Source organism: Gordonia sp. 852002-51296_SCH5728562-b, assembly GCF_001665475.1.
Classification (GTDB): Bacteria; Actinomycetota; Actinomycetes; order Mycobacteriales; family Mycobacteriaceae; genus Gordonia; species Gordonia sputi.
In genome coordinates this window covers 39,836-61,606 of record NZ_LZMI01000063.1, presented here as the reverse complement: position 1 = coordinate 61,606, position 21,771 = coordinate 39,836, and the positions used below count along the sequence as shown (strand labels likewise).

The following is a 21,771-nucleotide window of genomic DNA, read 5'->3' as shown; positions in this document are numbered from 1 at the left end:
GCAGCATGAACACCATCACGTCCGGATTCTTCCGGCAATGCGCCGTCGCGTTCGCGATGCTCGTGGCGCTGACCGTGATTCTCGGCGTCGCGTATCCGACGGTCGTCTGGGCGGCTTCGCGCATCGGGTGGAACTCCGCGGAGGGGTCGCAGGTGACCGACGCCAAGGGCTGCAACGCCGGTTCGACGCTGATCGGGGTCGATCCGAAGGCACCCGCTGGGACTCCCGACAGCTATCTGCACGCACGGGTTCTCGGCTCGGCCGACGATCCGATGGCGACCGGAGATCCGTCGGCCTCGGCAGCGAGCAATCAGGGCCCCAACAGCGAGACTCTCGCGCACAACATCACCGCCCGTCGCGCGTTGATCGGGCAGCGTGAGGGCATCGCGCCGTCGGCGGTGCCCGCGGACGCCGTGACCGGTTCCGGCTCGGGCCTCGACCCGCAGATCAGCCCGGAGTACGCGGCGATCCAGATTCCACGGATCGCGCGCAACAGCGGGAAGTCGCAGGCTGCGGTCCGAGAGATCGTCGACGCCCACACGTCCGGACGGCAGTTCGGGTTCCTGGGGCAGCAACGCGTCAATGTGCTCGAGGTGAACCTCGCGCTGGGTCACACGGTGTGCAAGTGATCGCCGATCGCGCTGATTAGACTCGGTTCCATGGGTTCAGGTGCTGACACCCGAGGTCGACTCGAAGTCTTCCTCGGGTGTGCGCCCGGAGTCGGTAAGACCTACGAAATGCTTTCGCATGCAAAAAGTCTCGCCGATGAGGGTATAGATGTGGTGATCGCGGTTGTCGAGTCGCACGGGCGCTCGGCAACCGCGGCTCTCACCGATGGTCTCGAGGAGATTCCGCGCCGCGAGGAGGTGTATCGCGGGGCTGTCCTCGACGAGATGGATCTCGACGCCGTGCTGGCGCGTGGCCCACGCGTCGCGCTCGTCGACGAACTGGCGCATACGAATGCTCCCGGATCGCGAAATGCCAAGCGGTGGCAGGACATCGAGGAGTTGCGCGACGCGGGCATCGACGTGCTGACAACTGTCAACGTGCAGCACCTGGAGAGTCTGAACGACGTCGTCGCCCAGATCACCGGTGTCATCCAGCGCGAGACCGTTCCCGATGCGGTCGTGCGTGCCGCTGACGAGATCGAGTTGGTCGACATCGCCCCGCAAGCGCTACGTCAACGTCTCAGCGCGGGCAAGGTGTACCCGGCCGGACGCATCGACGGGGCGCTCTCGAACTACTTCCGGCAGGGAAACCTGACGGCACTGCGCGAATTGGCGTTGCTGTGGCTCGCCGATCGCGTCGACGACAATCTCGCCGACTACCGGGCTGCACACGCGATCACCGACACGTGGGAAGCGCGAGAGCGCGTGGTGGTTGCGATCACCGGTGGACCCGAATCCGCGACCCTGATGCGGCGAGCGAGTCGCATCGCGTCGCGGTCAAGCGCGGAACTGGTTGTGGTGCATGTGGTCCGCGGAGACGGACTCGTCGGGACACCCGCTGCCGAACTGTCGCGGCTGCACGAGTTGGCCGAAGGGTTCGGCACGCGAATCCACACCGTCGTCGGCGACGACATCCCGTCGACGCTCCTCGACTTCGCCCGCGGCGTCAACGCGACGCAGTTGGTGTTGGGTACGTCGCGCCGGCCGCGCTGGCAACGGCTCTTCGACGAGGGCGTCGGCGCGAATGTCGTCGCGCACAGCGGGAAGATCGACGTCCACATGGTCACCCACGACGAGACGCGTCGTCGAAACCGACTCGACATTCGTGACACGCGCTTCCATCGTCCGTTGAGCTGGGTCGCGGCAGTCGTGGTGCCGGTGATCATGACGGTCATACTCGCGGTCCTCGACCGTTGGTTGGGGTTCGCGAGCGAGTCGGCATTGTTCTTCGTGACGGTGCTCGCGGTCTCGCTGCTCGGCGGCATCGGGCCCGCAGCACTGTCGGCGGTCGTGGCCGGCCTGCTGCTCAACTACTTCTTCACCGACCCGCGGTTCACGTTCACCATCAACGAGCCGGACAACCTGATCACCATCCTGGTCATGCTGGTGATCGCCATAGCGGTTGCTGCACTGGTCGATTCGGCCGCGAGCAGGCGTAGACAGGCGAGCCTGGCAAGCCGCGACGCGGAATTGTTGGCGTTGTTCTCCGACGCCGTCCTCGGTGGGGCGGACGTCTCGGCACTGCTGCAGCGGGTGCGTGAGACCTACGACCAGGCCGCGGTGTCGGTGGTGCACAAAGAAGATGGTCGACGCGTCGTCGACGCCGCCGTCGGCGACCACCCGCCGCAGCGTGCCGAAGACGCCGACACGGTCTGCCCGATCCCCGGCGGCGAATACGAATTGCTGTTGCGCGGACCGAAACTCAGCGGTCGGGATCGACGGGTACTCACCTCGGTGGCGATCCAGGCCGCTGGCGCGGTGCAGCGTCGTCGACTCGAACGCGAGGCTTCCGAGGCACGTGCACTGGCCCAGACCGACGAGATGCGTCGTGCACTGCTGTCTGCGGTCAGCCACGATCTGCGCACACCGCTGGCGGGCGCGAAAGCGGCGGTGTCGAGCCTGCGGGCGGGCGACGTGACATTCAGCCCAGAGGACACCTCTGAACTGCTCGAGACGATCGACGAGTCGGTCGACCACCTGTCGGCGCTTGTCGGAAATCTGCTCGACTCGTCACGGCTCGCGGCAGGCGCCGTGCGGCCGAAGCTGGCGCGCACCTACCTCGTCGAGGTGGTCCACCGCGCGGCGACCGCGGTGAGCTGGGTCGGTGGGCCCATCCCGGAGATCGGCTTCACCTTCCACGCGATGTGGGCCTACACCGACGGCGGACTGCTCGAACGCGTCCTGGCCAACCTGATCGACAACGCCGTGCGGCACGGCGGCGGTGGCGGTGGCGGTGGCGCTGGTGGAGGCGGCGTCGAGGTCACAGCAGAGTCCGAGACCGACGACGACGGTTCGCCGCGTACGGTCATTCGTGTGATCGACCACGGCTACGGGATTCCCGCCGACAGACGCGGGCAGATCTTCGACGCCTTCGTGCAGGGTGGCGACCGCAACGGTGCCGACGGCGGGGTCGGGTTGGGTTTGTCTGTCGCACAGGGATTTACCGCCGCGATCGGTGGCACTCTCGGTGTCGAAGAGACACCTGGCGGCGGGACCACGATGGTGGTCTCACTTCCAGCGGAAGACGACGAGTCATGACCGACGGAATCCGAGTCCTTGTCGTCGACGACGAACCACAGTTGTTGCGCGCCTTGCGAATCAATCTGAGCGCACGTGGCTTTGCTGTCACGACGGCGTCGACGGGAACCGCTGCGCTCACTGCGGCAGCCAAGGTCAACCCGCAGGTCGTGGTCCTCGATCTCGGGCTTCCCGACATCGACGGCTTCACGGTTCTGGAGGGATTGCGCGGGTGGACCAACGTGCCGGTCATCGTGTTGTCGGCGCGTGGCGAATCGGTCGACAAGGTGGCTGCGCTCGACGCGGGCGCCGACGACTACGTCACGAAACCCTTTGGGATGGACGAGTTCTTGGCGAGATTGCGGGCGGCGGTGCGCCGTGGAGTCGCTGCGCCGGATGCGTCGGAGGTGCCGGTCGTCGACGCGGGAGACTTCGTGGTCGACCTCAGCGCGAAGCAGGCGTCGCGCCACGGTGAGCAGGTCCACCTGACGCCGACCGAGTGGGGAATCCTCGAACTGCTTGTGCGTAACGAGGGAAAACTGGTGGGGCAGCGGGACATCCTGAGTACCGTGTGGGGTCCCAAGTACCTCAACCAGACCAACTATCTGCGTGTGTACCTGGCCAGCCTGCGTCGCAAACTCGAACACGACCCGGCACATCCGGTGCATCTGCTCACCGAGGCGGGGATGGGATATCGCTTCGTGCGGGGACAGGCGGCGACTGAACAGGCCGAGTCTGGGCAGGCGGGGTCTGAAGAAGCGTCGTCTGACTGAACAGCGCGCCCAGCTTGTCCGAGTGCGGTGTCGCGCCCGCGAGCCGCGCGCCCTCCCAGGCGGTCACCTGATTCGCGGTCAGGACGGGTTTGCCGACCTGCGCCTCGAGGTCGTTGATCCAGGTTGCTGTGTGCAGCGCCGTGTCGGGGATCAGAATGGCCTGTGCCGCTGGGTGATCGGCGGTGACGACCATGTCGAACAGAGTGTCGCCGTCGATGGTCCCGGCGTCGGTCGCGGTCAGAATGTCGTTGGCGCGCATGCCGACGACCTCGATATCCGCGCCGGCGAGGAACGTCGTGAATCCCGCGGCGACCTCGCCCGGGTAGCTCGCCGCGACCGCGACAGCGTCGATCCCGAGCGCTCTGCACGCCTCGGCAAACGCGAGCGACGTCGACGATGCGGGTAGTCCCGCAGCCTCCGACAACTGTGCGGCCTGCCGCTGTGCGCCCTCCCATCCGTAGAGGAAGCTGCCCGAGGTGCAACCCCACATCAGCGCTGCGGGGTTGTATGTGCGTGCGCGCTGAGCGCCGTCGAGCAGTCGGTCGGACTCGCCGACAGCGCGCATGGCGCCGACGGTGTGATCGTCGGAGTCGATCTCGGTGATCACCACCGGCAGGCGAATCGACGGATCGAGTGCGTCTTCGATGAGCTGGTAGTCGTCCTCGGCAGCGTGGCCCGGGTAGAGCACCGCGCTGGTAGCGGTTGTCACGGGTTGACCTCCCGACTAGATTGTCAACAATCAAACAATTGTCGGTCTCACCGTATCGGAACTCGAGGTGACCATGCAGGACTCAGTGCGCACGATGTCGGCGTCGGAGCTCGGTGACGCCTACCGCAGTGGATTGCTGAGCCCTGTCGACGTCGCTGCCGAGCTACTGGACACCATCCCGCAGGTGAACGTCGAGATCAATGCCTTCTGCCTCGTAGACCCGGATACGACGATGGCTGCTGCGCGCGCGTCCGCAGATCGCTACGCGGCGTCGACTCCACTCAGCCCGCTCGACGGTGTGCCCGTGTCGATCAAGGATCTCCTGCTCACCGAGGGTTGGCCGACGCTGCGCGGCTCGTTGACGCTGAGCCCGGACACACAACGATCCGACGTCGACGCTCCAGCGGTGGCACGACTGCGCGATGCGGGAGCCGTGCCGCTCGGGAAGGTCACGACACCTGAATTCGGCTGGAAAGGCGTGACCGACAGTCCCCGCACCGGCATCACGCGCAATCCGTGGTCGACCGATCGGACGTCCGGTGGTTCGAGCGGCGGAAGCGCCGCTGCCCTCGCGGCGGGACTCGGGCCGTTGTCGGTGGGCACCGACGGTGGCGGCTCGATCCGTATTCCGGCTGCGTTCTGCGGAATCGTCGGACTCAAGCCGACGCTCGGCCGGGTGCCGATGTATCCGCCGAGTCCGTTTGCGCCGGTCGCGCACGTCGGACCGATGACACGCACCGTCGTCGACTGCGCATTGTTGCTCGACGTCATCGGCGGTTTCGATTCGCGCGACTGGTCGGCGGGGCCTACGCTCCAACCTGTCGCGCCCGCGATCATCGCAGGCGAGCGGGGCCTGTCCGGCCTCCGCATCGCCTACAGTCCTGATCTCGGCTACGGCGTCAATGACGCTGTGGTGCAATCGAATACGGAAACCGCGGTCGGGATACTGCGCGACCTCGGGGCCACGGTCGACGAGGTCGAGATCGGGTGGGACGATCCGGTCTGGGCTTATCACACCGTGTGGTTCGCGGGAGCGGCAGCCGTGGTCGAGGGTCTCGACCCCGCGCTCAGAGAGCTCGTCGACCCGAAACTGCTTGCGGCACTGGAACGTCACAGTGACTTCAGTGCGGCCGACTACGTGGATGCCACTGCGCTGCGGATGGCAATGGGCACACAGATGGGTGCGCTGCACGACGACTACGACGTTCTGGTGACACCGTCGATGCCATCGGTCGCGTTCGAGGCGGGTGAAGACGTGCCTGCGGGCTCGTCGTCGCAAGACTGGACGTCGTGGACGCCGTACAGCTACCCGTTCAATCTCACCGGCCAACCTGCGATAACGGTGCCGAGCGGATGCGCGCAGAACCCGTTGCTGCCGACCGGAATTCAGATCGTGGGCGCGCGGCACGACGACGCGACGGTACTGCGCGTTGCCGCAGCGTATGAGTCCGCCGCGAACGTCGGCGCGCTCGCGGAGGTGGCGCTCCAACGAAAGCCGCAGATTCCCAACGAAAGTCGAGATGGCTCGTGACCGATCGCTTCATCATCGTCAGCCTCACATCGCGCGATGTCAGCGCCAGGGCGAGACTGCTCGACGTCGAGGCGCCACGCACCGCCTCCGCGGTGTGGGACGCTTTGCCGTTGGGGGGTCAAGTTTTTCACGGTAAGTTCGCGCGCAACGAGATCTATACGTTGACGCCTGCGTTTGCCTCAGCGGAACCGGGATTCGAGAATACGACGGTCACGCCCATACCCGGCGACCTTTGCTATTTCACGTTCGACGGTGTATTGGACAATCCCGCTTACGGTTACGAATCCGACGCCGCGCCGTCGGAACACTCACTGCTCATCGACCTCGCGGTCTTCTATGGTCGAAACAACTTGCTGGTCAACGGGGATGTGGGGTGGGTTCCCGGAAATGTGTTCGCCACCATCACAGATGGTCTCGACGAGTTCGCCGCGGCGTGCAATGACATCTGGATGGGCGGCGCTCGCGGCGAAACCCTGACATTTGCGCGTGCATAGAGTACTAAGAAGAGGATGGTCACGATGGCAATGGAGCGAACACGATCGGACGGGCGTCGTGGAATTTCGGACGGGCGTCGTAGGGTTCTCGAACCGATCGAGCAGGAGTCGACACCTGCGATCATCGCCCGAAAGTTGCATGATGCGATTGCGAACGGTAACTTTCCGTCCGGCTCACAGTTGACCGAAGCAGGTCTCGCGGCAGACCTGGGAGTGAGCCGGGGCCCGCTGCGAGAGGCGATGCAACGCCTGACTGCAGAAGGGTTGCTGGTGAGTCACCGCAACCGAGGCTTGTTCGTCGTCTCGATGGACGACGACGACATCCGGGACATGTACATCGCCCGGACGGCCGTTGAACGTGCGGCGATAGAGCAGGTGATCGAACGTGGCGATCCTGCGGCGGTACAGGCTCTCACCGACGCAGTTGCGTTGATGCGTCGTCATATCGACGATCCGAACGGCGAAGACATGGCCGAAGCGGATATGCAATTCCATCAGACGTTGGTGGAATACGCGCGGAGTCAACGTTTGTCGCGCTTGCACAGCACGATCCTCGTGGAAACGAAGATGTGTCTACGCGCGATGCGAGGAACGTATTCCTCGGGAAAGGAACGTACCGACGAACACCAGGCATTGGTGGACTCCATCGCAGCGCGAGATGCGAAGGCGGCCGACGAGCTGATGATCGAGCACATGAGAGACGGTCTCCGCCGACTGCTCTAGACGATTGCGACGATCACCGCCCACCGATGTGAGTCAGCGCGAAGACACACTGGCCCCGAGTCCACCAGGAAGGCACAGATGGCTACGGCAAACTCCTCGGCAACCTATGAGGACCTCGCACCCGATCCCGAGTCGCGAGAAGGAAAAGCTCTACTCCGCAAGGCAATTGGCGCGTCGGCGATCGGCAACGCCACCGAGTGGTACGACTACGGCGTCTACGCCGCGACCGCCACCTACCTCACGCAGGCATTCTTCCCGGGGTCGCTCGGCTCGATAGGCACCATGCTCGGGTTCGCGATCTCGTTCGTTCTACGTCCGTTGGGTGGCATGATCTGGGGGCCGATCGGCGACCGGATCGGACGAAAGTCCGTGCTGGCCATAACGATTCTGTTGATCGCCGGTGCGACCGCGCTGATCGGCGTACTTCCGACACATGCCGTCGCCGGAATCTGGGCGCCGATTCTGCTGATCGCGCTTCGCGTGATCCAGGGCTTCTCCACCGGCGGTGAGTACGGCGGCGCGGCGACGTTCATGGCCGAGTACGCGCCGGACAACAAGCGCGGCAAGTACGGTTCGCTGCTGGAGTTCGGCACGCTCGCAGGGTTCAGCGCGGGCACCGCTATTGTTCTGTTCCTCGAGCTGTTGCTCTCCGACGAGCAGATGCAGACGTGGGGTTGGCGAATTCCGTTCCTGATCGCGCTGCCGCTCGGGTTGATCGGTCTCTATCTGCGTTCGCAGCTCGAAGACACCCCGGTGTTCCAGGAACTCGACAAGCGCGACGAGATCACCGGAAACGCCTACACCCGCTTCAAGGATCTGCTGAGCAACTACTGGAAGCCGATCCTGATCATGTTCGGCATGGTGATCGCACTCAACGTCGCGAACTACACGCTGCTGGCGTATCAGCCGACGTACCTGAAGGAGACGATCGGGCTTTCGGAGTCGTCGGGTTCGACGGTGGTGCTCATCGGTCAGCTCGCGATGATGGTGGTGATCCCGTTCTTCGGAGCGGCGTCGGACAAGACCGGGCGTAAACCGATGTGGTGGTTCTCCCTCATCGGACTCTTCGTACTCGCGATACCGCTCTACTGGTTGATGGGTAAGGGATTCGCCTGGGCGATAGTCGGATTCGTGATCCTGGGGCTGTTCTACGTGCCCCAGCTCTCGACCATCTCCGCGACGTTCCCGGCGATGTTCCCCACTCAGGTGCGCTACGCGGGCTTCGCGATCTCCTACAACGTGGCGACCGCCGCGTTCGGCGGCACCGCACCGCTCGTCAACGAGGCGGTGGTCAACGACACGGGCTGGAACCTGTTTCCCGCCGTCTACATGATGGGCGCGTGTGTGATCGGCATGGTGGCGTTGATCTTCTTGAAGGAGACGGCCGGGGCGTCGTTGCGCGGCACCGAGATTCCCGAGCGGACCGAGGACATCACGGCTTCGGAGAGCTCCGCTGCGGTGACTTCGCGCTGATCCCGGCTCCGACGTGCGGTGCTGACACCGGATTCGCCGTGGAGTGCTGAGGGTCTCCGGCGGTGCAACCAGCGATAAGATGGCGCATATGCCGAGACCTGAGTCGTATCATCACGGCGATCTCGCCGCAGCGTTGGTGCAGTCGGCGATCGAGTTGCTCAACGAGGACCACTCTGCGGATTTGTCGTTGCGCGCCGTCGCACGACGTGCAGGCGTCTCGCCCGCGGCACCCTACCGGCACTTCGCCGACCGTGAGGCATTGGTCTCGAGTGTTGCCGCGGTGGGCTATCGCGAGCTGACTGCGCGACTGAAAGCAGCCAGCGAGTCGCCGTCGAGCGTCGACGATGTAGCCGACATCGCCGTCGCCTACGTACGGTTCGCGTTGGAGCGGTCGGGCCTGTTCCGCGCGATGTTCGCGCAAGCGTGCGACCCGACGAGCCCGGATCGCATCGAGGCTGTCGACGCGATCCGGGAGTATCTGAATACTGTTGTCGCTGCCACGGTTTCGACGTCGGAGCCAGACGAGGTCGCGACCGCGATGTGGGCGCTGGTGCACGGGCTGGCGTTCTTGTACCTCGGCGGAAAGTTCACCGAAACCACCCCGGCCGAGATCGACGCACGCGTGCGCTCGACGGTGCGCGCTGTGCTCGTACGGACGCCGTCAGCCGAGTAGCTCCAGCGCCACCAACGCGTAAGCCCGTGCGGCAGTGACCAGATCGTCGACCGCGACGGATTCGTCCGGCTGATGGGCCTGGGTGTTGATGTTTCCCGGACCGCAGACGATTGCCGGGATGCCGAGGTCGCGACTGACGAAACCGCCGTCACACGCGGCGGTCCAGCCGCCGACGGACGTCTGGGCGTCCAGCGCGTTGAGTGCATCAACGGTTGCGGTGACCAGTGTGTGGTCGGCTGGAGTCTCGAAGCCCGGCATCTCCATGGTGACCGCGACGTCGACCTCGATGCCGTCGGAGTCGATGCCCGCGGCGGCGATACGGCTGCGCAGCCAGTCGGCGACGGCCTCCGCGCTCTCGTCCGGCATCAGTCTGCGGTCGACGCCGAGCGCCGCCATCGGGGCGACGACGGAAATACCCTGCCCGCCGCTCATCGTCCCCACGTTCCAGGTACCAGAGCCGAGAAGACCTGCGGCGCCCGCGGTCATCGCCTCGTGGTCGGCCCGGATGATGTCGATGATCGACGCCGCCGCATAGATCGCGCTGCGGCCGTCGTCGGGGCGACCGGAGTGTGCGGCCTTGCCTCGGATATCGATTTCCAGATACGACGCCCCGCGACACCCGCGCACGACGACCAGGTCAGTGGGTTCGGCGACGACGCAACCGACGAAGTCGCGGGAGGTGTCGGTGGTTGCGAGGTCTGGGCGGGCCACCAGGTCGCGGACGCCTGCGCCGTGCTCCTCCTCGTCGACGGTGCAGACCAACTGCACCGAACCGGAGAGTCGACCCTGCGCGGCCAGCGGCGCCAACGCCGACATCGCTGCGACGACCGAGGCCAGTCCGCCCTTCATGTCGACGGTGCCGCGCCCGGTCAGCACGCCGTCAGACAGCCGGGTGCGGTAGGGATCACCGGTCCAGCCGGGGCCTGCGGGTACGACGTCGGAGTGGCCGAGGAACATCAGTCCTGGCCCGTCGCCGCCGGGTAGCGTCGCGATGAGGTTGGGTCGGCCGGGCGACACCTCGTAGGTGGTGACGGTGAATCCGGCGTCACGACAGGCACTTTCGAGAACGGCGACCGCCCGGGCCTCGGTGCCGCCGGGGTTCTCGCTCGGGGCGTCGACCAAAGCTCTGGTGAGTGCGACGATCTCGTCCGGACGGATCCGGGCCACCACCGCGTCGGACTCGCTCACCGTCACTGGGATTCCCTTCGTGGTCGTCGGCCGGGCAGTGCCAACGTCAACTGCCGAGCCGACCTCAGCTGTTCTGTGTCATCCTCTCGCAGACATCCTCTCGCAGCTTCCTGCGAGACGTCGAATTCCCTCGTCGATGCGATCGGGCGTGCTCGACGCGAAGCACAGACGCAGGGCGTTGCGGAACCGGCCGGTCGGCGACAGCGCGGGGCCGGGGATGAACGCGACGCCGTCGGCGAGAGCGGTCTCGAACAGTTCTCGGGTGTCGATCTCGGCGAACTCGCCGCGCAGGGTCAGCCAGAGGAAGAAGCCGCCTTCGGGGTGGGTCGTCGACACGCGGTCGCCGAAATGGCGCTCGACCGAATCGAGCATCGCGTCCCTGCGTTCGCGGTAGAGAACCCGCAGGCCGGCGAGGTGATCTTCGAGGCCGCCGCGGGCGATGTACTCGGCGACGATGTGTTGGTTGGGCACGTTGGTGCAGGTGTCCATCGCCTGTTTGCCGTTGATGAGCAGTTGGCGCAGTGACGGGTCGGCGTCGACCCATCCGACCCGCCAGCCCGGCGCGAGGATCTTGGAGAACGTCCGCACCGAGAAGATCAGCGGATCGTGCGGCGACAGAGTCTGGAACGTCGGGACGTCGTCGCCGGAGAAGCGCAGCAGGCCGTACGGATCGTCGTCGATGATGACGGCGCCCCACTCGTGCGCCAGCCGCAACAGCTCGCGTCGACGCTCCTCGGAGAGGGTGACGCCCGACGGGTTCTGGAACGTCGGGATCGTATAGATCGCCTTGGGGGTGCGTCGGGTGCGGGCGACGAGGTCTTCGAGTGTGTCGATCTGCATGCCGTCGTCGTCGACGGGTACTTCGAGAAGCTGCGCGCCATACGACAGCGCGGTGGCGCTGCCGTTGGTGTACGTGGGTGATTCGACGACGACGAGGTCACCGGGGTCGACGAACAGTTTGGACGCGAGGTCGAGGCCCTGCATGCCGCCGGTGGTGATGACGAGGCGATCGAGGCTCGACGGGTCGGGTGTGGTGGCGAGGTAGTCGACGAGAAGTTGCAGCAGCCGTGGTTCGCCTTCTGTGGCACCGTAGGTGAACGACGAGTTGTCGAGGATCTCACCGGCGATCTGCCGAAACTCCGCGGCGGGGACGGCCTCGTCCGCGGGTGATCCCATCGCGAAGCGCACGATGTCGTGCGTCTGAGCGGCCAGCAGGGACGTCGACGAATCGATCATCGAGCCGACGAGATCCTTCGCGCGTCCGGCGAGGGGGAGCGTGTAGTTCATGGTGGTCACTGCTGACACCTCATTTCCTGATCAGTTCCCGCGGGAACGCGGTGAAGGTTTCGACGCCGGTCGGGCTGACGCGCACCGACTCGGAGAGCTCGAAACCGTAGTCGTCCATCCACATTCCGCAGACGATGTGAAAGGTCATGTTGGTTTCGAGGATGGTCTCGTCCTCGGTGCGGATGCTGATGGTGCGTTCACCCCAATCGGGCGGGTAACCGATCCCGATGGAATAGCCGAGGCGAGAGGGCTTTTCGAGACCGTACTTGGCGAGAGTCCAGTTCCAGGTCGACGCGAGCTCGCGCGTGGCGACACCGGGTTTGATCGCGTCGAGGACATTGTTGAGGCCCTCTGCCGTCGCGCCCGCGACATAGTCGAGATCCTTCGACGGTGCGCTCAGCGCCACGGTCCGGGCGAGTGGGCAGTGATACCGGTTGTGCGCACCGGACAATTCGACGACGACGGCCTCGTCGGGGGTGAAAGTGCCCTGGTGCCAGGTCAAGTGGGGAGTGTCGGCGGCGGCGCCGGTCGGCATCATCGGCACGATCGCGGGGTAGTCACCTCCGAACTGATCGGTGCCGGTGATCTGCGCCTGCGAGATCGCCGCTGCCGCATCACATTGCCGTACACCGACATCGATGGTCTCGATGGCTGCGCGCATCGCCTCCGAACACACCATGCCCGCCTGACGCATGAGCTGAACCTCGGCGTCGGATTTCACCGAACGCACCCAGTTGACGAGTTCGAAGTTGTCGACGAGCTTCCACTCGGGGATAGCGTTGTGCAGCGCGCGGTAAGCCTTGGGAGAGAAGAAGTGTGAGTCCATCTCGAGTCCGACGGAGCCGCCCTTCGACGCCGGTGCGACCTGGTGACGTTGGCGTAGCGCCCACGCGACCCAGTCGAAAGGGTGCACATGCGGGCGGTGCACGTAACTCTCGGGATAGCCGACGATCTGCTCGTCGGGTAGCCAAGTGGTGCGGTGTGCGCCATGCGCGTCCATCTCACGGGCGAAGAACAGCATCTCGCCGTCGATGGGGACGAACAGCATCTGCGGGGTGTAGAACGACCACGCGTTGTACCCGATGAGGTAGAAGATGTTCGCGGGATCGGTGACGATGATCGCCGAAAGTCCTTGCAGATCCATCAGTTCGCGCACGCGGGTCAAACGCTGCTGGTACTCGCTGTCGGTGAAGAGTTGGGCGCCGAGATACACCTATCGCCTCCTTTGGGGTTGTCAGCGGCGTCGGATCGGGGTGGACGTGTAGGTGACGTCGAGGAACTCCTCGATGCCGAGACGTCCGCCCTCGCGGCCGAGGCCCGACTCCTTGATCCCCCCGAACGGGGCCGCGGGGTTGGAGACCAGACCAGTGTTGACCCCGACCATACCCACCGCGAGGCCGGCCGAGATGGCGTCGAGGCGCTCGGCGTCGCGGCTGCAGACGTATCCGACCAGGCCGGCGGGCGTCCTGTTTGCAGCTGCGACCACGGTGTCGTCTGCCTCGATTCCGGAGCCGTCGAACGGGATCAGAGCCGCGACGGGACCGAAGATCTCGGTGCTCATGAGAGCGGACTCGGGGTGTACGTCGGTGAGGACCGTCGGCGGGTAGAAGTGGCCGGGACCATCGGGACGGGTGCCGCCGCACCGAAGCGACGCTCCGCGTCGAACCGCGTCGTCGACGAGCTCTTCGACCTTGTCGACGGCCTTGCGTTCGACGAGGGGGCCGACCTGCGTGCCCTCGGACAGTCCGTTCCCGACGGTGAGTGTTGACATGCGTTGCGTGAGGGCGCTTGCGAACTCGTCCATGACGTCACGATGCACGAAGATCCGGTTGGCCGCAGTGCATGCCTGCCCCATGTTGCGCATCTTCGCGACCATCACGGCGTCGAGTGCGGTGTCGAGATCGGCGTCGTCGCAGACGATGAAGGGTGCGTTGCCGCCGAGCTCCATCGAGGTGCGCATCACCGTATCGGCGGCCTGGCGCAGCAACAGTTTTCCCACCGCGGTGGAGCCGGTGAAGCTGACCTTGCGGGCGAGGCCCGACGACATCCACGCGCCGGCGACCTCACCCGGATCGCTTGTGGTGACCACGTTCAGGACGCCATCGGGCAGACCGGCCTCGCGGAGCACGTCGGCGAGGAGCAGCGAGGTCAACGGTGTCAGCTCCGCGGGCTTGAAGACCATGGTGCAGCCCGCGGCGATCGCCGGGCCGATTTTGCGTGTTCCCATCGCCAATGGGAAGTTCCACGGCGTGATCAGGATGCATGGGCCGACGGGGCGATGACGGACGACGACGCGGTTGCTGCCGTCCGGGGTGAGGAGGTGGTCGCCGCCGATGCGTACGGCTTCCTCGGCGAACCAGCGGAAGAACTCTGCGCCGTAGGCAACCTCGCCGCGTGCCTCGGGGTACGGCTTGCCCATCTCGGTGGTCATCAGGGTCGCGAACTCATCGGCCCGCGCGGTGATGAGTTCGTATGCGCGGTAGAGGATCTCGCTACGTGAGCGGGGACTGGTTGCCGCCCAGTCGGATTGGGCGTCGGCGGCACGACCCAGGGCGTCGAGCGCGTCGTCGGCGTTGCCGTCCGGGACCGACGTGATGACCTCGCCGGTCGCCGGATTCTCTACGTCGAAGCGGCGTTTCGAGGATGTGGGTGTCCAGGCTGTGTCGACGAGCAGTGTCATCGGAGTCCTTCCTCTGGTGATGGCTGTGCGCGGGGTAGTTCTTGTGCAAGGGGCAGCGCCTGTGCGAGCAGTTCGGCGAGGTGCTGCCCTTGGGCGTTGATGAGGGGGTCGGTGGCGGTCAGGTGGTCGACGCTCATCGCGCAGCTGAACCCGTCGGTGATGACCGGAGTTTCCGGCGCGGCACGGAGCGCGGGTGCGAGGGCGTTCTCGGCCACCGCGACGCTGACCTCGTAGTGACCCTTCTCGAAGCCGAAGTTGCCTGCGACGCCGCAGCATCCGTCGGCCGTGGTGACCTCGACACCGAGCGACTTCAGTGCGGCCGTCGAGGCGTGCGCGCCGAAGGCGGCGTACTCGTGGCAGTGGGTTTGGACCGTGACCGATTCGGGAAGGTCTGGGACCTGCAGCCCTGCCTCGACGAGTGTGGGCAGGTGGGCGGCGAAGCTCGTCACTCTTGCGGCGACACGGCGTGCGGCGGGCGAGTTGATCAGTTCTGGTAGGTCCGTGCGCAGTGCGGCCGCGCAGCTGGGTTCGGCGAGGACGAGGGGGCGGTCGGTGCCGTCGTCGAGTCGATCAGCGGTGCGGGTCAGTACCTTTCGAGCGTGGTCGAGCTGACCGGTTGAGATCCAGGTCAGTCCGCAGCACACGTCGTCGCGGGTGGCGACGGTGTCGCCGGTGGCTGCCAGGACGCGCGCCGCGGCGGTTGCGACGTGCGGGCGGAACGCCTTGGTGAAGGTGTCGACGATCAGCACGACGTCGGCGTCGGCGGGGTGGCCGAGTGCGCTCAGTGTCGCGCGCCTGTCCCGGCGAGTGGTGAAGCGGGGCATGGAGCGTCGAGCGTCGAGGCCGCCCGCGCGAGCGGCGAGGCGTCGGGCGAGTGGAGTTTGGAGAACTCGATTCAGCAGTGGTGCAACGGAGGTCGCGACGGGGAGCCAGGCGGGCATCCATCCGAGTGAGTAGTGCGAGAGAGGTCGTAGCCGGCGTCGATAGTGATGCGAGAGGAACTCCGACTTCAGTGACGCCATGTCGACGCCGGTGGGGCAGTCGCTCGAACATGCCTTGCATGACAGACAGAGGTCGAGTGCGTCGGCGACATCGGCAGACTGCCAACCGGATTCGACGCTGGGCGCGGTGCGCACCATGTCTTGTAGAACGCGTGCCCGGCCGCGCGTCGAGTCCTTCTCGTCGCGCGTCGCGCGATAGCTGGGGCACATCACCCCGCCGCTGGTAGTGCGGCAGCGACCGACACCGATGCAGCCCTGCACGGCATGGATGAACGGATCGAGTCCGGTGTGTTCGGGTGAGTGCTCGTCCGGGTCCGCGGAGTGCCACGGTCGGTTCGGAACGTCGGCGAGTGCGAGGTCGGTGGTGATGGGCGCAGGGTCGACGATGCTGCCGGGGTTGAGAATTCCCACGGGGTCCCAGATTCGCCGGAAGTCGTCGAAGGCGCGCAGCATCTCTGTGGAGTACATCAGCGGCAGGAGTGCTGATCGGGCGCGACCATCGCCGTGTTCACCCGACAGTGAACCACCATGAGCAACAACCAGTTCGGCGGCGCGGGTGCAGAACCGCGACATCACCTCGCGACCCTGCTCGGTGCGGAGGTCGAAGGTGATCCGCACGTGCATGCAGCCCGCACCGAAGTGTCCGTACAGCACGCCGGTGAGGTCGAACTCGTCGAGGAGGGTCGTGAAATCCTGCAGGTAGTCGGCGAGACGTTCCGGTGCGACGGCGGCGTCTTCCCAGCCGGGCCACGACTCGTGCGTCGTCGGTGCGTCGCTCTCCGGGTCGACGAGGCGCGCGGACAGTCCGGCGCCGTCTTCCCGGACGCGCCACAGTGCGCGACGTCGGGTCTCGTCGTCGACGAACGCGGCGTCGACCATGCACCCTCGCGTGCGGAGGTGTTCGATCAGGCGCTTGGCGGTTGCGGGGATGTCGGGTTCGGATTGTGCTGCGGCGCTCTCGTTGTCGAGGTCGATGAAGAGCCAGGAGTCGCCGTCGGGGAGGCCAGCTACGGTGTCGGGCCCGCGTCGGGCGGCCATGGTGGCGACGATGCCGCGGTCGATGCCTTCGATGGCCGACGGTGCGAAGGGAAGAATGTCGGGCACGTCGCGGGCAGCGTCTGCCACAGAGCGGTAGCCGACGCAGACGAGTAGCTGAGATGTCGGGGCCGCGACCATTCTGACGGTGGCGCCGACGACGATCGCGCAGGTGCCCTCGCTGCCCACGAGTGCCCGCGCGACGTCGAATCCGTTCTCCGGCAACAGGTGTGCCAGATGGTATCCCGACACCTGGCGGGGGATCTGTTCGAGTTGGGTGCGAAAGGCCGCGAGGTTGCGGGTGGTGAGGTCGGTGAGCTCGCGGGTGAGTTCGGCGGCTCGCGTGGTCGCTGCCGGATCATTCGGCAGTGTGGGTTCGATGCCCGATCGCGTTGCGGTCAGCCGTAATCCGTCAGCGGTGACGAGATCGAGTGCCTCGACGTGGTCGGTGGTGCGGCCGTGGCGCACCGAGTGATTTCCGCACGCGTCGTTCCCGATTGCCCCGCCGATGGTGGCGCGCGACGCCGACGACGGGTCGGGCGCGAAGGTGAGGCGGCCGCCGGTGGCTGTGCGCGCGGCGGCAGCCAGGTGTGTGAGGACGACGCCCGGGTCGACGTGGGCGGTCGCTGACTCGTCGTCGATGTGGTGGATACGCGTCATGTAGCGCGAGAAGTCGAGGATGACGCCGTCGCCGATAGCGTTGCCCGCCATTGACGTTCCGCCACCGCGTGCGGTGAGGGGTGTGCCGAGGCGATGACAGCAGGCCGCGATGCGAGCTACCTCGGCGGCGTCGCGGGGGAAGACAACTGCCACTGGCCGAACCCGATAATTGGATGCGTCGTAGGAGTATTCGGCACGCCGGCGCGACGACGCGTCGACCTCTATGTCGAGCCTGGTGAGCTCGGTGACGATCGGCGGCGTTGGCGTCGTGGGAGTGGGTAGTGGGTGTGGAGCCATTGTGTGTGGCTACGGACCGTCGTTGCGGGCGGCGACGTCGGACAGGGCGGCGCTGAATCGTTCGATGCCGGTGGCGATTTCGTGTTCGGTGACGACGAGGGCGGGAATCAGGCGGACCACGTTGGCCTCGGGTCCGCAGGTGAGGGTGAGCAGTCCGTGCCGGGTGGTGGCCTGCTGGACGGCGAGGGCCGTTGCTGCGTCGGGCACTGCGACGTCGCCGTCGCGGGAGACGAATTCGACACCGACCATGAGTCCGAGACCACGCACATCGCCGACGGCGTCGTAACCGGCTGTGACAGAACGGATTCCGGACAGCATCTGTTCGCCGCGGATGCGTGCGTTCTCGACGAGATCCTCGTCGTCGATGACGTCGAGCGTCGCGATGGCCGCCGCGGCGGCAACGGCATTGCCGCCGTACGTTCCGCCCTGCGAGCCGGGCCACGCCTGGCTCATCAACTCCGTCGGAGCGGCGATCGCGGAGATCGGGAAGCCCGACGCGAGACCCTTTGCGGTGATGAGGATATCGGGAGTGAGGTCGTCGGCGTGCTGATGTCCCCAGAACTTACCCGTGCGTCCGAATCCGGCCTGCACCTCGTCGATGATGAGCAGGATGCCGTGGCGGTCGGCGCGCTCGCGGAGTCCTGCGAGGAAGCGTGGTGGCGTCGGGAGGTATCCACCGTCGCCGAGTACGGGTTCGATGAGGAATGCGGCGGTGTCGTTCGGCGCAACCCGAGAGGCGAGCAGGTAGTCGAGTTCTTTGAGCGCGAAATCGATTGCGGCGTCGTCATTCCAGCCGTAGCGGTAGGCGTAGGGGAACGGCGCCATGTGCACGCCGCCCATGAGTGGTGAGAAGCCCGCGGAGAATCGGGTGCCGGCGCTGGTGAGGCTGGCGGCCGCGACGGTACGCCCGTGGAATCCGCCTTGGAAGACAATGATGTTGGGCTTCGCGGTTGCCATACGGGCCAGGCGCACCGCTGCCTCGACGGCCTCCGAGCCGGAGTTCGCGTAGAAGACGGAGTCGAGGCCGAGGGGGAGGACTGCGCCGAGTTTCTCGGTGAGATCGAGCAGCGGCTGATGCATCACGGTCGTGTACTGCGCGTGGATGATCTTGGTGCACTGCTCCTGAGCTGCGGCGACGACCCTCGGGTGGCAGTGGCCGGTGCTGGTGACCCCGATGCCGGTGGTGAAGTCGAGGTAGCTGTGGCCGTCGGTTCCGTGAATCCACGAGCCGAGTGCGTGATCGACGACGACGGGCGTCGCCTGCTTGAGGATCGGCGACAGCGACGCGGTCTGAGGCGTTGCGGCGAGGGTCATGGGTACACGGTGGACGTAGATCGTCGGATTGTCAACAATTAGACAGGGTGCGGTGTCTGGTGGGTGCGTGCACCGATACGGTGGCGGGTGTGACGTCCACCAAGCCGCAACTCGTCCTCCTCGGCGCCGACGACGCGCCCGGTCCCTACAACCTCGCCGACCTCGAGGCGCTGGCCGACGTGCGGCAGTGCACCGTCGAGACCTTGCCGCAGGTGCTGCCGGGTGCCGATGTTCTCGTCGTGTGGGACTTCTTCTCCCGTGCGCTGCGCGACAACTGGGGCGCCGCAACACAATCGCTGCGCTGGGTGCACGTCTGTGCCGCGGGTGTCGATTCGCTGCTGTTCGACGAGCTCGCCGACTCCGACATCGTGGTGACCAACGCGCACGGCGTCTTCGACCAACCGATCGCGGAGTTCGTGCTGGCGTCGATCCTGGCGCGGGACAAGCGCTTACATGAATCGGCGCGCCTGCAGTCGGCGCACGAATGGGTGTGGCGCGAGACGACGCGGACCGCGGGGTCGTCGGTGCTCGTCATCGGGACCGGGGGTATCGGACGTGCGATTGCGCGGCTGCTGCGCGCCGTCGGGATGCGCGTGACCGGCGCCGGGCGCACGGCGCGTCACGACGACCCCGACTTCGGCGAGGTGCGCGCGACCGACGAATTGAGCAGTTACGTCGGCGAATTCGACAACGTCGTCGTCGTGGCGCCGCTCACCGCGCAGACCGAGGGCATGATCGACGCGTCGGTGCTGTCGGCGATGCGCCCCGACGCGCACCTTGTCAACGTCGGCAGGGGCAGGCTCGTCGACGAGGCGGCGCTGGCCGACGCGCTGCGCAGCGGCGGGATCGGCGCGGCGTCGCTCGATGTCTTCGTCACCGAACCGCTGCCCGACGACAGCCCACTGTGGGACTTGGACAACGTCGCGATCTCGGCGCATATGAGCGGCGACGTTTATGGGTGGCGCGACGAGCTCGCCGATCAGGTGCTCGACAATCTACGGCGGTACGTCGGGGCCGGGTGCGAGGCGGGCGGCGAGGAGTTGTCGACGGCGCTGCGGAACGTCGTCGACAAGCGGCGGGGGTACGTGGCCTCGGGGAGGTGATCTCGACAAGCTCGATCAGCGGTGTTGGGCTCGATCGGCGGGGGTCTTCTGCTGGTTGAGCAGGCCGCGAGCGCAGCGAGCTGCCGTGTCGAAACCACGGTGCGCCTGTGTTGGTGGGCTGGGTCGGTGATCTCGACAAGCTCGATCAGCGGGGGTTTGGCTCGGGGCCGGGTGATCTCGACAGGCTCGATCAGCGGTTGGGGCTCGATCGGCGGGTGATCTCGACAAGCTCGATCAGCGGGGGTCTTCCGCTGGTTGAGCAGGCCGCGAGCGCAGCGAGCTGCCGTGTCGAAACCACGGTGTGCCTGGGCTGGTGGGCTGGGTCGGTGATCTCGACAAGCTCGATCAGCGGGGGTTGGCTCGATCGGCGGGTGATCTCGACAGGCTCGATCAGCGGTTGGGGCTCGATCGGCGGGTGATCTCGACAGGCTCGATCAGCGGACCGGGCTCGATCGGCGGGTGATCTCGACAAGCTCGATCAGCGGGGGTGGGCTCGATCGGCGGGTGATCTCGACAAGCTCGATCAGCGTTCGGGCTCGATCAGCGGGCGGGCTGCTCGATCGGCGGCGGGCGCGCGTGAGGCATTCTCGATCAGCGGTGCGGCCCTGAAGTAGGCTGTAGCGCGATGACCATCGTCTATTTCGTGATCGCAGCCGTGGCGCTGGCCGGTGCGGCGGCGCTGCTGTGGCTCGACCGCAAGCGTTCCAGCGGCACCCGCCACCAGCGTGCCGTGTGGGGTGATGCCCACGACTTCTCCTACCGTGCCTCAGATACCAAGCTACGCAAGGTGTTCCACCGCGCGACGATGAACGTTCCGGACAGTGTCGGAGTTCAGGATGTCGCATACGGAGTTTATGGCGGCGCCGAGGCCGTCGTCTTCGACCTCGACGACACGGCGACCGTCATCGCGGTCCGCCGCAATGCGCCGTCGAACGTGATCGTCGACCTACGCCACGAGGATGTGCTCGCGCCCGCGGAGGACGACGTCGAACTGCTCGGTGCGATGGGGCCGCGTGTCATGTTCTCCAACGACCTCGACGTCGCGCGACGGGTGTGTGACCGGAGGATGGTCGCGCTGGCCAACAACGCGCCGTCGTACGTCGAGGTGCTGTGGGACGAAGGCAACTGGGCGCTCGGTTCCATGCCGTTGACCGATGATGCGACCAAGCTCGACACGGGGCTCGAAGTGGTTCGACGCTTCGCTGACCTGCTGCGTGTGCTGCCGCCGGTGCAGGACCCGCAGGATCCGCCGGACCCGCGTGATCCGCACGGGCCGACGCGCGAAGAGTTCGCCGACGAGAAGACCGAGTCGATGCGCGACAAGGAGCGTCGGGCGCGCATTCAGGCGCAGGAGACGGCAGCTCCCGCGCCGCGCCGTCAACCTCCACCGCAGAATCAGCCACCCCAGGGTCAGCAGCCGCAAGCCCAGCCACCGCAGGGTGAGGCCGGGGCCAGGCGGGCTGCGTCGCCGACGACCGGTCGCGGCATGACCCCGATGCCGGTCCGACGATCGCGCACTGCACAGCCGTCCGAGACGGACGAGCGCCCCAATCGGCATCATCGTCGTGACTGAGCGTTTGACGCAGCTTTCGGGACACACGCAGCCATCGAGACATCCGACCGCGACGCACGAGCAGGAAGACTG

General features: G+C 66.2%; 18 protein-coding genes. 11 read left to right on the top strand and 7 right to left on the bottom strand.

Annotated elements, in window-relative coordinates; genetic code table 11:
- Window positions 1-5: 5 nt before the first annotated feature.
- From A5766_RS11965 to A5766_RS23880, 3 genes are read left to right on the top strand one after another with little or no spacing between them, the layout of a single operon-like run.
- Complete coding sequence (locus A5766_RS11965) at window positions 6-629, top strand: potassium-transporting ATPase subunit C (RefSeq protein WP_064904849.1); 624 nt, start codon at window positions 6-8, stop codon at window positions 627-629.
- A gap of 30 nt (window positions 630-659) precedes the next feature.
- The gene (locus tag A5766_RS11960; RefSeq protein ID WP_064904847.1) at window positions 660-3,206 is read left to right on the top strand and encodes a sensor histidine kinase; all 2,547 of its coding nucleotides are present in this window, start codon (window positions 660-662) and stop codon (window positions 3,204-3,206) included.
- A complete protein-coding gene (locus A5766_RS23880) occupies window positions 3,203-3,958 on the top strand; it encodes a response regulator (RefSeq protein ID WP_082965506.1) in 756 nt (251 codons plus the stop codon). Before A5766_RS11960 ends, A5766_RS23880 begins: the two co-directional genes overlap by 4 nt.
- On the opposite strand, the gene A5766_RS11955 is transcribed toward A5766_RS23880, so the two are convergent.
- The gene (locus tag A5766_RS11955; RefSeq protein ID WP_064904845.1) at window positions 3,858-4,667 is read right to left on the bottom strand and encodes a maleate cis-trans isomerase family protein; all 810 of its coding nucleotides are present in this window, start codon (window positions 4,665-4,667) and stop codon (window positions 3,858-3,860) included. The two genes, A5766_RS23880 and A5766_RS11955, sit on opposite strands and share 101 nt — an antisense overlap.
- A 73-nt stretch (window positions 4,668-4,740) precedes the next feature.
- Here A5766_RS11955 and A5766_RS11950 point away from each other — a divergent pair, with 73 nt between their 5' ends.
- From A5766_RS11950 to A5766_RS11930, 5 genes are all read left to right on the top strand, one after another.
- A complete protein-coding gene (locus A5766_RS11950) occupies window positions 4,741-6,198 on the top strand; it encodes an amidase (RefSeq protein ID WP_064904864.1) in 1,458 nt (485 codons plus the stop codon).
- On the top strand, window positions 6,195-6,692 hold the full coding sequence (locus A5766_RS11945) for a DUF3830 family protein (protein ID WP_064904843.1): 498 nt from the start codon (window positions 6,195-6,197) through the stop codon (window positions 6,690-6,692). Before A5766_RS11950 ends, A5766_RS11945 begins: the two co-directional genes overlap by 4 nt.
- A gap of 15 nt (window positions 6,693-6,707) precedes the next feature.
- Window positions 6,708-7,415 (top strand): GntR family transcriptional regulator, encoded by a 708-nt coding sequence (locus A5766_RS11940; protein ID WP_231894627.1) that lies wholly within the window; start codon window positions 6,708-6,710, stop codon window positions 7,413-7,415.
- A 78-nt stretch (window positions 7,416-7,493) separates the two neighbouring features.
- Window positions 7,494-8,888, top strand: coding sequence for an MFS transporter (locus tag A5766_RS11935; RefSeq protein WP_064904841.1), 1,395 nt, complete (start codon window positions 7,494-7,496; stop codon window positions 8,886-8,888).
- Window positions 8,889-8,976: 88 nt separating this feature from the next.
- Complete coding sequence (locus A5766_RS11930; RefSeq protein WP_082965505.1) at window positions 8,977-9,561, top strand: TetR/AcrR family transcriptional regulator; 585 nt, start codon at window positions 8,977-8,979, stop codon at window positions 9,559-9,561.
- On the opposite strand, the gene A5766_RS11925 is transcribed toward A5766_RS11930, so the two are convergent.
- The 6 genes from A5766_RS11925 to A5766_RS11900 all read right to left on the bottom strand — a co-directional run bounded on the left by A5766_RS11925 (window position 9,550) and on the right by A5766_RS11900 (window position 19,023).
- Complete coding sequence (locus tag A5766_RS11925; RefSeq protein ID WP_064904838.1) at window positions 9,550-10,755, bottom strand: M20 family metallopeptidase; 1,206 nt, start codon at window positions 10,753-10,755, stop codon at window positions 9,550-9,552. The two genes, A5766_RS11930 and A5766_RS11925, sit on opposite strands and share 12 nt — an antisense overlap.
- 72 nt (window positions 10,756-10,827) lie before the next feature.
- The gene (locus A5766_RS11920; RefSeq protein ID WP_064904860.1) at window positions 10,828-12,036 is read right to left on the bottom strand and encodes an aminotransferase-like domain-containing protein; all 1,209 of its coding nucleotides are present in this window, start codon (window positions 12,034-12,036) and stop codon (window positions 10,828-10,830) included.
- Window positions 12,037-12,055: 19 nt separating this feature from the next.
- Window positions 12,056-13,249 carry a M24 family metallopeptidase gene (locus A5766_RS11915; RefSeq protein WP_064904836.1) on the bottom strand — a complete coding sequence of 398 codons (1,194 nt, stop codon included), beginning with the start codon at window positions 13,247-13,249 and terminating at the stop codon, window positions 12,056-12,058.
- A gap of 21 nt (window positions 13,250-13,270) precedes the next feature.
- Entirely contained in the window at window positions 13,271-14,716 is a 1,446-nt protein-coding gene (locus A5766_RS11910; protein WP_064904834.1) for an NAD-dependent succinate-semialdehyde dehydrogenase, read from the bottom strand.
- Window positions 14,713-17,709: an FAD-binding and (Fe-S)-binding domain-containing protein gene (locus A5766_RS11905; protein ID WP_039855742.1), complete on the bottom strand. Its 2,997-nt coding sequence runs from the start codon at window positions 17,707-17,709 to the stop codon at window positions 14,713-14,715. Before A5766_RS11905 ends, A5766_RS11910 begins: the two co-directional genes overlap by 4 nt.
- A 9-nt stretch (window positions 17,710-17,718) precedes the next feature.
- Complete coding sequence (locus tag A5766_RS11900; RefSeq protein ID WP_005206305.1) at window positions 17,719-19,023, bottom strand: aspartate aminotransferase family protein; 1,305 nt, start codon at window positions 19,021-19,023, stop codon at window positions 17,719-17,721.
- An 80-nt stretch (window positions 19,024-19,103) separates the two neighbouring features.
- Here A5766_RS11900 and A5766_RS11895 point away from each other — a divergent pair, with 80 nt between their 5' ends.
- The 3 genes from A5766_RS11895 to A5766_RS11885 all read left to right on the top strand — a co-directional run bounded on the left by A5766_RS11895 (window position 19,104) and on the right by A5766_RS11885 (window position 21,699).
- Window positions 19,104-20,126 carry a D-2-hydroxyacid dehydrogenase gene (locus tag A5766_RS11895; protein WP_039855751.1) on the top strand — a complete coding sequence of 341 codons (1,023 nt, stop codon included), beginning with the start codon at window positions 19,104-19,106 and terminating at the stop codon, window positions 20,124-20,126.
- Between the two features lie 107 nt (window positions 20,127-20,233).
- Window positions 20,234-20,545, top strand: a complete 312-nt coding sequence (locus tag A5766_RS24705; protein WP_064904832.1) for a hypothetical protein — start codon at window positions 20,234-20,236, stop codon at window positions 20,543-20,545.
- Between the two features lie 206 nt (window positions 20,546-20,751).
- Window positions 20,752-21,699 (top strand): hypothetical protein, encoded by a 948-nt coding sequence (locus tag A5766_RS11885; protein WP_005207609.1) that lies wholly within the window; start codon window positions 20,752-20,754, stop codon window positions 21,697-21,699.
- Window positions 21,700-21,771 lie beyond the last annotated feature (72 nt).